This window comes from Kordiimonas lipolytica (genome assembly GCF_001550065.1).
On the sequence record NZ_LRUB01000022.1, the window covers coordinates 84,024 to 96,316 of the forward strand.

Annotated in this window: 12 protein-coding genes; 6 read left to right on the forward strand and 6 right to left on the reverse strand. The window is 57.0% G+C overall.

Features of this window, described 5'->3' with window-relative positions:
* Nucleotides 1-44: 44 nt before the first annotated feature.
* The 4 genes from spt to KORM41_RS10880 form a co-directional block, all read right to left on the reverse strand.
* Nucleotides 45-1,247 (reverse strand): serine palmitoyltransferase, encoded by a 1,203-nt coding sequence (spt, locus tag KORM41_RS10865; protein ID WP_068147510.1) that lies wholly within the window; start codon nucleotides 1,245-1,247, stop codon nucleotides 45-47.
* A 6-nt stretch (nucleotides 1,248-1,253) separates the two neighbouring features.
* Nucleotides 1,254-1,499 carry an acyl carrier protein gene (locus tag KORM41_RS10870; protein WP_068147511.1) on the reverse strand — a complete coding sequence of 82 codons (246 nt, stop codon included), beginning with the start codon at nucleotides 1,497-1,499 and terminating at the stop codon, nucleotides 1,254-1,256.
* A 67-nt stretch (nucleotides 1,500-1,566) separates the two neighbouring features.
* Nucleotides 1,567-2,523, reverse strand: coding sequence for an NAD-dependent epimerase/dehydratase family protein (locus KORM41_RS10875; protein ID WP_068147514.1), 957 nt, complete (start codon nucleotides 2,521-2,523; stop codon nucleotides 1,567-1,569).
* 2 nt (nucleotides 2,524-2,525) lie between these two features.
* Nucleotides 2,526-4,277, reverse strand: a complete 1,752-nt coding sequence (locus KORM41_RS10880; protein ID WP_068147517.1) for a fatty acyl-AMP ligase — start codon at nucleotides 4,275-4,277, stop codon at nucleotides 2,526-2,528.
* Between the two features lie 271 nt (nucleotides 4,278-4,548).
* Between KORM41_RS10880 and KORM41_RS10885 the strand changes: the two genes are divergently transcribed.
* Both KORM41_RS10885 and KORM41_RS10890 read left to right on the forward strand, forming a co-directional pair.
* Nucleotides 4,549-5,745 (forward strand): aminotransferase class V-fold PLP-dependent enzyme, encoded by a 1,197-nt coding sequence (locus KORM41_RS10885; protein WP_068147520.1) that lies wholly within the window; start codon nucleotides 4,549-4,551, stop codon nucleotides 5,743-5,745.
* Nucleotides 5,742-6,326, forward strand: a complete 585-nt coding sequence (locus KORM41_RS10890; RefSeq protein ID WP_068147524.1) for a regulatory protein RecX — start codon at nucleotides 5,742-5,744, stop codon at nucleotides 6,324-6,326. Before KORM41_RS10885 ends, KORM41_RS10890 begins: the two co-directional genes overlap by 4 nt.
* A 1-nt stretch (nucleotide 6,327) precedes the next feature.
* On the opposite strand, the gene KORM41_RS10895 is transcribed toward KORM41_RS10890, so the two are convergent.
* Together KORM41_RS10895 and KORM41_RS10900 are read right to left on the reverse strand one after the other, a co-directional pair.
* Entirely contained in the window at nucleotides 6,328-7,914 is a 1,587-nt protein-coding gene (locus KORM41_RS10895; RefSeq protein WP_068147527.1) for an NTP transferase domain-containing protein, read from the reverse strand.
* A complete protein-coding gene (locus KORM41_RS10900) occupies nucleotides 7,914-8,846 on the reverse strand; it encodes an XdhC family protein (protein WP_068147530.1) in 933 nt (310 codons plus the stop codon). Before KORM41_RS10900 ends, KORM41_RS10895 begins: the two co-directional genes overlap by 1 nt.
* Before the next feature lie 199 nt (nucleotides 8,847-9,045).
* On the opposite strand from KORM41_RS10900, the gene nhaB reads away from it, so the two are divergent.
* The 4 genes from nhaB (at nucleotide 9,046) to KORM41_RS10920 (ending at nucleotide 12,285) form a co-directional block, all read left to right on the forward strand.
* Entirely contained in the window at nucleotides 9,046-10,635 is a 1,590-nt protein-coding gene (nhaB, locus tag KORM41_RS10905) for a sodium/proton antiporter NhaB (protein WP_068147531.1), read from the forward strand.
* Between the two features lie 137 nt (nucleotides 10,636-10,772).
* Nucleotides 10,773-11,324 (forward strand): cold-shock protein, encoded by a 552-nt coding sequence (locus KORM41_RS10910; protein ID WP_068147533.1) that lies wholly within the window; start codon nucleotides 10,773-10,775, stop codon nucleotides 11,322-11,324.
* 68 nt (nucleotides 11,325-11,392) lie between these two features.
* On the forward strand, nucleotides 11,393-11,830 hold the full coding sequence (locus KORM41_RS10915; RefSeq protein WP_231727227.1) for a DUF192 domain-containing protein: 438 nt from the start codon (nucleotides 11,393-11,395) through the stop codon (nucleotides 11,828-11,830).
* Complete coding sequence (locus KORM41_RS10920; protein WP_068147535.1) at nucleotides 11,830-12,285, forward strand: PaaI family thioesterase; 456 nt, start codon at nucleotides 11,830-11,832, stop codon at nucleotides 12,283-12,285. The genes KORM41_RS10915 and KORM41_RS10920 overlap by 1 nt, the downstream gene beginning before the upstream one ends.
* The last annotated feature ends 8 nt before the right edge of the window (nucleotides 12,286-12,293 follow it).

Here is a 12,293-nt window from a genome sequence, read left to right on the forward strand (position 1 = left end):
GGCGGCCAGTGAGCCGCCTTTGTTTTATCCAGCTTGGATAACTGCTAGGGCTTCAGGTCAAGGCCGACCTTTTCGGCCGTGATCTTGAAGCGCTTGATGATCTCGTCGATCTGCTCAGTGGTGTGCTGGGCGCACACGCTGACGCGCATCAGGAACATGCCTGCGGGCGTCGCAGGCGGTGCCGCCATATTCACATACACACCTTCCATGATCAGCTGTTCCCAGAATTTGGTGCCGATCATCACATCAGGTAGGTGCACGGCGATGATGGGGCTCTCAGCCTTGTCGGTACACAGGTCGAAACCCGCTTCCTTAAGGCCCGCATGCAGGCGCTTGGCGTTTTCCCACAGGTGGGCCCGGCGGTTGGAGCCGCGCTTGATCGCCTCGATTGATTTGATCGCGCTGGCCACCACGCTTGGTGGTGGGCTGGCGGTAAAAATGTAGGGCCTGCTGACGTACCGCAGTACATCGAATTTAGGGTGGTTGGAGACGGCAAAGCCGCCAACGGTGCCGACAGATTTAGAGAAAGTGCCGACATAAAAGTCCACCAGGTGCTCCACACCTTCGGCTTCGGCGATGCCGCGGCCGTTTTCGCCGCAGAAGCCCATCGAGTGAGCTTCGTCAACCAGCGTCATGCAGCCGTATTTCTTTGCAACTTCAAGGAGCTCCTTAACTGGCGCCGCGTCGCCCAGCATGGAATAAATACCTTCGATCACCACAAGCTTGCCAGCATCTTCGGGCAGGCGCTTGAGGCGACGTTCCATGTTTTCCACGTCATTGTGCTTGAAGCGCACGATGGTGGCATTGCCCATGGAGCAACCGTCATAGATGGAAGCGTGGCTATCGGCGTCGATGATGACAAAGTCGTCCTTGCCGCCGAGCGCGGAGATCATCCCCAGGTTGGCCTGATAGCCGGTCGAGAAGACCATGCAGTGCTCCATCCCGTAGAAATCGGCGATGGTCTCTTCAAGCTTCTTGTGGCTCAGGTAGGTGCCGTTCAGGGACCGGCTGCCAGTTGTTCCGGTGCCGAAATCATCCAGCGCCTGCTTGGCTGCTTCGATGGCATCCTCGTTGAAGGTCATGCCCATATAGTTGTTGGTGCCAGCAAGGATGGTGCGGCGACCGCCGATCACGGCTTCGGTTTCGGAGATGATCTCTTCCATCACAACGGTGAAGGGGTCGGCCTTCTCGAAAGGAAGCGAGGCGCGAAGTGCGCTAATTGAATCAAACTTATCCAGCAAGTCCACGGGTAATCAGCCTTTTTCCAGGATTTTCTCTACGGCATCGGCAACGTGGGCGATGGTTTCTAGCTCAGGCAACAGATTGAGCGGCAAAACAATGTCGAACTCGTCCTCAATGTCGGCCACAAGGTCCATAACCGTCAGGGAATCAAGTTCAAGGTCAGACGCGAACGTAACTTCCGGCGCGAGATCGATACCCTTTTTATTCAGCGGTTCGATCAATTCGTAAATCTTTTCAATGGTTTCCGCTTTAGCCATCGTGTCTGCCTATCTCAAATAATTTTGTGCGGGATTGCATAGCGTCCTTATATCGGGACGCGCGCCATCATAAAAGCCCGTTTTTTCGATACCAGTCGATCGTGCTCTTTAGGCCTGCTTTAAGGTCATATTGCGGCGACCAGTTGGCCAGATGCGGGCGGCGTGCATTTCGGACCGTCCAGTCCTTGTGGCACAGGTAGCGTGCGGTGGACATGGTCAGCATTGCTGGCCGCCGGATCAGATTGGCTGCCAGGCCGTTGATGAAGCCAATGAGACCCAGGACGGGGAAGGGGATCGGCAGGATGAAAGGAGGCTTGTCATGCTTGCCCGCCAGCGCTTCCGCGACATCCGCAAGCGTGTAGCCACCCGCTTTGCCGTCATCCAGTTCTAGGACCGCGCTTTTGTTGTTGCCGTCAGATAGCGCCACCAAGGCTGACGCCATATCGCGGCCATGGATCATGGCGAAGCGATTGTGGCGGCTGCCGGGTGCGGGCAGAAGGCGGAATTTAAGCGCCTTGAAAAGCTTCAGGATTTCCTTGTCACCAGGACCATAGATGGCGGGTGGGCGCACGATGGTCCAGGTAAAGGGCCAATTGCGGGCTGTCAGCACCAGTTCTGACGCGCGTTTACTGGCGCCATAGTGGGACAGCATCGGCTCCCGCGCGGCCATGGAGGATACATGCACCACGTGGCTGACGTCTGCTTTCGCGGCGATATCCATCAGGCGCTTGGTGCCGCCCACATTCACGTCGAAAAAAGTGTCGCGGTTGAGCGCTTTGGTGAGGCCTGCGATATGCACCAGTACATCGGCGCCAGCGCACAGGCTCTTGAGGGCGGTGTCGTCATCCAGGTCTCCGGAAACCCAGGTCACGCCCTCCCGTTCGGGTTGTTGACGGCGGGTAAGCGCCTTTACAGAGTAGCCGGCCTCAAGGTAGCAATCGACAGCATGGCCGCCAAGAAAGCCGGTCGCGCCCGTAAGTGCGACAGTTTTCTGGTCACCCTTCAGGGAAGCGGTCTTGGCCATGTCTAGCTTGCGATGGCTTGGAGGTTACCGGCGAGATACTCGTTGCGGGCCTTTACGCGGCTCAGCTTGCCCGAAGACGTGCGGGGCAGGGACCGTGGCGGCACCAGTTCGATCATGCAATTGATGCCGGTCGAGGACTGGATATGTTTCTTGAGCGCCGCTACGAACTTGATCCGGTCGTCGGTCTCGAGAATTCGGCACTGCGCAAGAATGAGCGGTACTTCTTCGGCGTTTTCGCCAGGGATGGAGATCGCGGCCACATCGCCGGTTTTCACGCCCGGCAGCTGTTCGGCAGCCCATTCGATGTCCTGCGGCCAATGGTTGCGACCGTTGACAATGATCATATCCTTGGCGCGGCCCACGATATAGATGCAGCCGTCCTTCATGTAACCCATGTCGCCGGTATCTAACCAGCCTTCAGGGCTCAGGACCGCGCGGGTTGTCTCCGGGTCATTGAAATATTCACGCATCACCGACGTGCCGCGCAGGAACACACGGCCAACGGTGCGCTCAGGCACCACATTGCCGTCTTCATCGCGCATCTCAACGTCATATTCCGGCAGCGGCTTGCCGCAGTTGACAACCTCACGCATGCGCGGTGCCTCGTCGGAGCCGTTGACCAGCACATGTTTGTCGCCGGTGAGCATGCTTTCTTCAATAAGGTCTACCTCAATGCCTTTGCCAACAGCGCCGAAGCTGACGCCAAGGGTGCATTCCGCAAGGCCATAGCTTGGCAGGAAGGCTTCCATCTTGAAGCCGATATCCTTGAAGGTCTCATAGAAGGCGCGCATCACTTCAGGGCGGATCATTTCCGCGCCGCAACCGGCCACACGCACGTGTGAAAGGTCAAGGCCTTCCATGGCGCTGGAGCGGAGCGCTGCCCGGCGTGAGCAGATGTCAAACCCGAAGGTCGGGCTGTAGGTGATGGTGCCTTTGTTGGCGCTGAGCACGCGCAGCCATGAAAGCGGACGGCGCGCGAATTCTTCGGTCGGGATAAAGTCAACCGACACCTGGGTCGTCAGCGTGGTCAACAATGTGCCCACGAGGCCCATGTCATGATAAAACGGCAGCCATGAGCAGCAGCGGTCATCTTCGCCGATGTGAACGCCGTGGTAGCCCATGCCGTGGGTGTTGGACAAGAGCGACCGATGCGTTACAGCCACACCGTGCGGGAAGCGGGTAGAACCCGAGCTATACTGCAGGTAGGCCAAATCATCAGGCTCAGGCAGGCGAACATCGCCATTGCCTTCGGCATTCAGATAGTCCTGGTATGAGCCGGAGAAGCGCAGTTTTATGCCTTCAATGGCTTCTGAGACGATCTCATCCATGAAGGAGGGGGCCATCAGGCCATTGGCGTCACAGCTTTGCATCTGCATCTGAAGCTGGGACACATAGCCGTCCTTACCACCAAAGGAGGTCGGAAGGGGCAGTGGCACCGGCAGTACGCTGGCGTACTGGCAGCCTACGAAGAAACAGACGAAATCAGCGCTGGTTTCGGCGATGAGGGCGATCCGGTCGCCTTTCTCGAATCCCATGCCGACAAGTTTGCGGCCGATCACTTCGGCACGGTCGCGTACTTCTCGCCACGGAAGTGATTCCACCAAGTCGCCACGGGCGTTAAAGAAATTCGGGCCGCGAAGCCCTTTGGCCGCGTACTCGATTGCTTCAACAAGCGTGTCAAAATCCGAATAGCGCCGTGGAAGCGTTGGATCTTGTGTTGGTGTCACATCAGTCATTACGTCGGCTTCAACCATATTTGCCCCAAGATTTTACCTTGGCCGGACCCTAACAAAACAAAACACAAAGCCTTCGGCACGCCGAAACTTTATATAAATTACATATTTAGCACACAAATGCCTAGGCCAAAAAAGCGCTTGATTTTGACCTACCATTCCCTGTTCACTCAGAAACAGTCATGTGCTTGAATATTACGGCTGAATTACAGTCTGTTCCCTGACTGCGCAAGTGAATTCTGGCCCTTTAGTTAAACGCACCGCCCGAATAGAAGAGGATTGAGGCCAAAAAATGACACTGCTGTCATCCAGTTTCAGTAACGATTTGATCAATAGTGTGAGGGAACAGACCCCGGGCACAAACACTACGCTTCATCTGGATAATTGCGGTTCCTCGCTGATGCCGACGCCGGTGATCGACGCGATTGAGGCCCATCTGGCGCAGGAGATTTACCACGGCGGCTATGTTGCGCAAGAGCAACAGTCTGAGGCCCTTGAGGGCGCTTATGAGGCCATTGCAAGCCTTCTGGGTGCGCGCAGGGACGAGATGGCGCTGACGGGGAGTGCGGTCGAAGCCTGGGCAAAGGCCTTCTACAGTGTGCCGTTTGAGCGCGGCGACAATATCGTGACGGCTTTCAATGAATACTGCAGCAACTTCGTTTCCTTCCTGCAGCTTCGGGACCGCTTTGGTCTGGAAGTTCGGGTGGCGCGGGCAGGCCAGGACGGGACGCTGGATGTTGACCATCTTGAAAGCCTGGTTGATGACCGGACCAAACTGATCGCCATTGCCATGGTGCCTTCATCGAGCGGGCAGGTGAACCCAGTGGCTGATGTGGGGCGCATCGCGCGCGACCGGGGCGTGCTTTACTTGCTGGATGCCTGCCAGACCGTGGGGCAGATGCGCGTGGATGTGGGTGAGATCGGCTGCCATATGCTGGCGGGTACATCACGCAAATTCCTGCGCGGGCCGCGCGGCGTCGGGTTCTTGTATGTGCAGTCTGACGCGCTCAAGCGCCTTGATCCGGTATTTCTGTCAAACCAGGCGGCAGCCTGGGTGGCCGAAGACAGCTACGACTTGCGCACAGACGCAGGGGTGTTTGAGGACTGGGAGCGGTCAGTCGTTAACCAGTTAGGGTTTGGTGCAGCGGTGCGGTATCTGCAGTCGTTGGGGCCAGAGGCCTGCTATGAGCGAATTCAGACGCTGGCAGGCTATCTGCGCGATAAGCTTTACCGGTTGCCGGGGGTGATCGGCACCTGTCCTGCAGATGCCAATGCCGCCATCATTACCTTCAACCGCGAAGGCCTGCAGGCGGGGGACGTCAAGAAGCACCTGGCGGCAGAGGGGATCAATGTTCAGATTGCCAGCGTGGTTCACACCCGCCTTGACCTGGCTGCCCGCGGGATCGACACCACAGTGCGCGTATCACCGCACTATTATAATACCAAGGAGGAGATTGATCGCTTTCTTGGTGCGGTGGAGGCCATGTGACCCAGGGCAAGGAAGAAAAACCCAATGCCCGAAAGCAGGGGCGGCGCAAGGTCAGCGAAGGCTATCTTGAGCGCGCGGCGCTGCATTATCTTGGGCGCTTCGCCACCACAGAAGCCAACCTGCGCGCGGTGTTGGAACGCAAAATCAGGCGCCGTAATGAGGACAGCGCCCCGCCAACCGACGAGCAGCGCGGCTGGGTGGATACTGTGGTCGCCAAATGTGTTCGCTACGGCTATGTGGACGATGCAACATATGCCCGCAGCCGCGTGGAGGCGCTGATCCGCAAGGGCAAGCCCACGCGCATGATTGCGCAGGATCTCCGCTATAAGGGTGTTCCCGCGGATATTGCAGAGGCCGCGCTGAATGAAGCGCGTGAGGATGGCGACGTTGATGCAGACAGGCAGGCCGCCGCAGCCTATGTGCGTCGCCGCCGGTTTGGTTCCTTTCGCCGCGCGGACAGGGATGTGGAAGGCAAGCTGGAAAAAGAGAAAGCAGCCATGATGCGCGCTGGGTTTTCCTATGGCCTGGTTGCGGAAGTGCTGGCCATGAGCCAAGATGAAATCCTGGAGCTGCTGCCTTAGCCTAATCCGGCGTGGCTCCAAACTGGGCCAGTGCCTCTGGCGTATCCAGGTCAATCAATATGCCCGGGTCGTCCACCGGCACCTCGCAGACCAGTGCCTCCTGATCATGAATAAGGTGCCTGCCGCCCTTGTCGCCTTCAACGGTCATCAGCATGTCCACCATATCCCGGTGCCACAGCACTGGGTTGCCGCGTTTGCCGTTGAAGGTGGGGATGAATATCTTGAACTCTGACAGGCGCCTGCCAGCTTGCCATAAAGCTTGCAGGGTCTCTGGTTTTACAAAGGGCATGTCACCAAGGCACACGCAGGCGAACTCTGCGCTTTCGGGCATTTCGGCGAGCCCCATTTTCAGGCTGCTGGCCATGCCGGTTTGGAAGCCATCATTGTGAAGGCGCCTGTATTTCATGCCGGAAAGGGCGGCTTCAACGGCATCGCCTTCATGACCAGTGACCACGATTGGGGGGCTAAACGCTGCCTGGGTTATTGCGGAAAGGCTTTGCCGGATAACACTGTGGCCGTTCATGCGCGACAGCAGCTTGTTTTGCGCACCTGACCTGCTTGAGCGACCAGCCGCCAATACAATGGGCTGAACCTGAATTTGGCCTTGTGCATGCAGGGGTGCGCGAGGCTCTGGCCGATATGGTGTTTCCTTTAGAAGCCCGCCAACGCCCATGCCTGCGATATGATCGCGGCCAATGGGTAGCCGGGCGGCGAAGCGCTCCAGAACCCAGTCAAGGCCATTCAGGGCAGGGGATCGGGCACAGCCGGGCAGGCCGATCACAGTGATTCCCTTCAGGCTGCCCAGCATCAAAAGATTTCCCGGGTCCACCGGCATGCCAAGCGAGATAATCTCGCCGCCGGCGGCTTCCAGCGCGGCGGGGATGACATCGCGTCGGTCACTGATGGCGGAAAGCCCCAGGATTAAAAGAAGGTCCGGGGTCTGGTCCGCAGCGTGCTTCAATGCCGCGCCGAGGGCTTTGACGGTATGACCGCAACTGGTGTGGGCCTCAATCGTACCCTGAAGGCCCGACAGCCGGTTTTCCGTCATTCGGTAGGCTTTGTCCGAGAGTTCCTGGCCGGTTGCCAGCAAGTGGGCCTTAAATGGCAGGAAGGGCGCGACCGAGAGCTTGCCTTCTAGCGCAGACACCCTGTCCAGGCTGGCGCGCTTGACCGCATAGGGGATGATCTTTGCGGTCGCCACCAATTGTCCTTCTGCCACGGGGGCAAAGTCCGGCAGGGTGGACAGCGCGATTGCCTCATCTGCCTCATTCACGCTGTTCAGCGCGGCTGGCGCCAGCAAAAGACCAGCTTGTACAGCATGCAGATTGCATCGGCCGCGTGTGGAAAGCCCAAGTTTCAGGCCCGGGCCTGCGACCTGTCGGGCCACAGCCCCAGCGGCTTCATCTTCCGGGATGTCATCCTTATCCAAGCGAAAAGCATACAGCCTGCTGATTCCCTGCGCGCTAAGGGCTGCAATATGATCCGCCGTCAGCGTCAGGCCTTTGGGTAGTTTCTTATCGCCCGCCCGCACGCTGTGCGCCAGCGACCATCCTTCGGCTTCCTGCGTGCTAATCTCCCGGAATTCCATCAGTGGCCCCTGCGTACAAGTGTGATTTCCGCCATGATGGAGATGGCGATTTCTGCCGGGGTCTTGGCACCGATATCCAGCCCCACAGGGCCATGGATGCGCTTGAGGTCTTCGTTGCTGAAGTCCTTCTTCTCAAGGCGGCTCAGGCGCGCGCTGTGGGTTTTCCTGCTGCCCAGGCTGCCGATATAGAAAACATCACTTTTCAGTGCCGGGATAAGGGCCACGTCATCGATCTTTGGATCATGCGTCAGGGTGACAACGGCCGTATGACCATCCAGGCTTGCCTTGGCTAGATAGTCGTCCGGCCAGTCTTCAATGAGGGTCGCATCACCGAAGGAACGGCTTTCGGTAAAGGCCGCGCGCGGGTCAATGATGGTCACGTCATATCCGGCATCGGTCGCGATCGGCGCCAGATGCTGGGCGATGTGCACAGCCCCAATGATCATCAGCCGGTATTTCGGCGTTACCGGCAGTGTCAGTCTGTTATCGTCAAAAGCGAGGTCAGATGGTGCACCCGTGGGCTGAAACTCGAATGTGCCGGTGTTCAGGTCAAATGCTACATAGCCCGCGTTCCGTGCTTTGATTGCGTCACAGAGTGCCCGGGCTTTGCCCGATACATCACCGGACAGGGCAATGATTAAAATCTCAATCTGTCCCCCGCATGCCAGGCTGACTTCCCAGGCTTGCTCGCTGGAGACGGTGAAGCTCAGAAACTTGCTGCCGCCGACATGGGCCAGTTGATTGGCTTCCGCGATCACGGTGCCTTCAACGCAGCCGCCGGATACCGACCCTTCGAAACGGCCATCGCTTGCGATTGCCATGAGGCTGCCGACGCCTCTGGGTGCCGATCCCCATGTCTTGGTGACCACGGCAAGTGCGGTCTTGAGCCCGGACTGATGCCAGTCAGACAGAGATGCGAAAATTTTTTCCATGAATTGTTGCCGTTCTCACCCGCTTGATCGTCTTATTAACGGTAATCTGCAGAGCAAGCATGCGCAAGATCAACCTTTGACCCATGCTGCATGCCCGGTCAAAGGGTTTGGCTTGATTTGGGTCCCGTCGCGCAGTAAAAGCAAGCCCTGTATCTTTTGCCTGAAACAAAACGGGCTGAACAGTAAAGAGGAAAATAATATGGCGTCGCTTTTCGCGAACCCAGCGGGTAGGAACTTCCTGGGTAACTCCGCCGAATGGTACAAATTTACCATTCTGGCCTTTCTGATCATCAACCCACTGCTATTCTATTTCGTCAGCCCTTACGTGGCTGGTTGGGCTTTGGTTCTTGAATTTATCTTTACTCTTGCGATGGCCCTCAAGTGCTATCCGCTTCAGCCGGGCGGTCTTCTCGCCTTTGAAGCTGTCGTCATCGGCATGACGTCGCCAGCGACGCTGGAGCATGAAATTGAAGCAAACCTTGAGGTTATCCTCCTTTTGGTCTTCATGGTTGCCGGTATCTACTTCATGAAGAACATGCTTTTGTTCGTGTTCACCAAGATTTTGGTGAAGGTACGCAACAAAGTAATGCTGTCGCTGCTGTTCTGCTTTATGGCCGCTTTCCTGTCCGCGTTCCTTGACGCGCTTACGGTGACGGCTGTTGTGATCGCCATCTCGGTTGGTTTCTACTCGATCTACCACAAGGTGGCTTCGGGCAAGGAATTCCATCACGACCACGACCACATGCAAGACCACGAGCTTGATAAGCTGAGGGCAGAAGACCTGGAAGGTTTCCGTGCCTTCCTGCGTAGCCTGATGATGCACGCGGCTGTTGGTACTGCCCTTGGCGGCGTGATGACACTGGTGGGCGAGCCACAGAACATTCTGATCGCGACGCAGGCTAACTGGGAATTTGTTGAATTCTTCTTCCGCATGCTGCCGGTAACCTTGCCTGTTCTGATCGCAGGCCTGGCTACTTGTGCAGCCCTGGAGATGACAGGCATCATGGGTTATGGCTCCAAGATTCCTGAAAAGGTTATGCACGTCATTGCCGATTATGACGCCTATCAGGGCGAGCGTCGGACGGCGCGCGACAAGGCCTCGCTGGTTATCCAGGGCATTGTCGGCGTGTGGCTTATCGTGGCGCTCCTGTTCCACTTCGCGGCTGTTGGCATCATCGGCCTGTCGGTTATCGTGCTGGCATCTGCCTTCACAGGCATTACCGAAGAGCATCAGATTGGTCACGCGTTTGAAGAGGCCCTGCCTTTCACCGCGCTTCTGGTGGTGTTCTTTGCCGTTGTGGGCGTGATTGCGGATAACAACCTGTTCAAGCCTGTTACAGACTTTGTTCTGGGCCTTGATGGCCACGGCCAGATCACTGCGCTATACATGGCCAACGGCTTCCTGTCTGCCATTTCGGATAATGTCTTTGTGGCAACGGTCTATATCAGTGAAATGACCAAGGCGCTTGCCAATGACGTGATTTCCCGTGACACGTTCGACCTGATGGCTGTTGCCATCAACACGGGCACCAATATCCCGTCGGTTGCTACGCCAAATGGTCAGGCTGCATTCCTGTTTCTGTTGACGTCGGCACTCGCACCTCTGATCCGCCTGTCTTACATGACCATGGTGAAAATGGCGCTGCCATACACAATTGTCATGTCCATCGTGGGCTATATCGGGGTGGCAAATTTCCTCGAGCCAATGACGGATAAGTTGTACGAAAACCACTATATCGAGCATCATCACGAGAAGGTTGGTGAGGCTCCAGACGTAGGCGATCACTAAAAAATCGCCTGCTAAACAACAAGTTGCTTTGCGGCGCCTGCGACAAAATGGTTGCGGGCGCCGTTTTTTATGACTAGCATTGTCTGATATTGCTAATTTTTAGTGCCTGTGCAGGGTATTCCTAAGGGGGGAATGGTATGGACGGCCGTAGTACGATCTGTTCAGAGGAACGGCCCGATGAAGTGAGTCAGCTTGTGACTGGCAGGGTCAAGTGGTTTGACGCCGTGAAGGGGTACGGCTTTATCGTGCCCGATGAAGATGACGGCGATGTGCTTTTGCACTTTTCTGTTTTGAGAGACGTTGGGCGCCGGTCAGTGCCTGAAGGAACAACTGTTGTTTGTCAGGCTGTTGTGCGTGATAAAGGACGGCAGGCGACTGAGGTTCAGTCGCTCGATCTGTCCACAGCCGTTGCACCTGAAGATCTGGGCCGCTCGTCTTTCTCGCATCCCGGTATGGATATTGATGTTTCGCCAGACTTCGAAGATGTCGTGGTGAAATGGTTCAATCGCACCAAAGGATATGGTTTCGTATCCCGCGGCGAAGGAACTCAGGATATTTTCGTCCATATCGAAACGCTGCGTCGTGCGGGGCTCACGGACCTGGAACCAAGCCAGGAAGTGCGGGTACGCATCGGTACCGGCGAGCGTGGGCCTCTGGTAGCACAAATTGCGCTTCCGGGGGATGCGTGACGCATCTGTTTGCCATGAAGCGTGCAAAAATGAATATGCGACAAGGATGGGCGATTAGCGCTTTCTTCTTGTCGCTTTTTCTTATTGTACTGGGTGTCAGCACACACGCGCGGGCCGATATGGGGCTCGTTCGCGTAGACAGTGAAAACGGTTCCCATGAGTTTGGTGTTGAGTTGGCATTGACGCCGCCTGCCCAGGCACGTGGCCTCATGTTCCGAGGAAAGCTCGATCCCGACAAGGGGATGCTATTTGTGTTTCCAAGCGCGGATATGCGGTCTTTCTGGATGAAAAATACGCTGATCCCGCTTGATATTATCTTCATCCGTGAAAACGGCAGCATCATCAATATCGTTGAGAATGCTGAGCCCCAGACGCTGACACCACGCCGGTCCCTGGCGCCAGCTGTGGCTGTGCTGGAAATTGCTGGTGGTCGTGCCCGCGAACTGGGCATCAAGCCCGGTGATGTGGTGCGGCACGATTTCCTGGGCAATATGGGGTCGCGCTGATGCGCTCTGAGCCACGTCGCGCCACACCCGATATGGTGGCGGCTGCCAACCCGCCGGAAGGCTTTGAGCCCATTCTATCAAACAGCCCGTTTGGTTGGGAAAATGGACCGATTTTCGAAAAAGCTGACGATAGCGGTAGGGTACGCGGATTTCGCGTGGCTGACCGGCATATTAATGCTGGCGGCGCGTGCCACGGCGGCATGATCATGACGTTTGCTGATATCCTGCTGGCAACGGCCGTATTTGATGTGGCCGAACCGCCATTCGTGACCGTGCGCCTGACCACTGATTTTATCGGCCCGGCCTTCAAGGACGAATGGCTGGAGGGCAGGGCGGAGGTTACAGGTGTTGATGATGGCCTTGTAGCGGTGACAGGGCGGATGGTTGCCGAAGGGCGACAGGTAGCGAGCGTGAGCGGCCTTTTTAAGGTAATCCGTTCACGCTCCCGCCCTTAAAGCCCCCG

Excerpts from the sequence above, each read along its gene's own strand:
- KORM41_RS10910 (WP_068147533.1), top strand. The coding sequence starts at position 10,773 with ATGGACGGCCGTAGTACGATCTGTTCAGAGGAACGGCCCGATGAAGTG.
- KORM41_RS10920 (WP_068147535.1), top strand. The coding sequence starts at position 11,830 with ATGCGCTCTGAGCCACGTCGCGCCACACCCGATATGGTGGCGGCTGCC.
- KORM41_RS10900 (WP_068147530.1), bottom strand. The coding sequence starts at position 8,846 with ATGGAAAAAATTTTCGCATCTCTGTCTGACTGGCATCAGTCCGGGCTC.
- KORM41_RS10895 (WP_068147527.1), bottom strand. The coding sequence starts at position 7,914 with ATGGAATTCCGGGAGATTAGCACGCAGGAAGCCGAAGGATGGTCGCTG.
- KORM41_RS10880 (WP_068147517.1), bottom strand. The coding sequence starts at position 4,277 with ATGGTTGAAGCCGACGTAATGACTGATGTGACACCAACACAAGATCCA.
- KORM41_RS10885 (WP_068147520.1), top strand. The coding sequence starts at position 4,549 with ATGACACTGCTGTCATCCAGTTTCAGTAACGATTTGATCAATAGTGTG.
- KORM41_RS10870 (WP_068147511.1), bottom strand. The coding sequence starts at position 1,499 with ATGGCTAAAGCGGAAACCATTGAAAAGATTTACGAATTGATCGAACCG.
- nhaB (WP_068147531.1), top strand. The coding sequence starts at position 9,046 with ATGGCGTCGCTTTTCGCGAACCCAGCGGGTAGGAACTTCCTGGGTAAC.
- KORM41_RS10875 (WP_068147514.1), bottom strand. The coding sequence starts at position 2,523 with ATGGCCAAGACCGCTTCCCTGAAGGGTGACCAGAAAACTGTCGCACTT.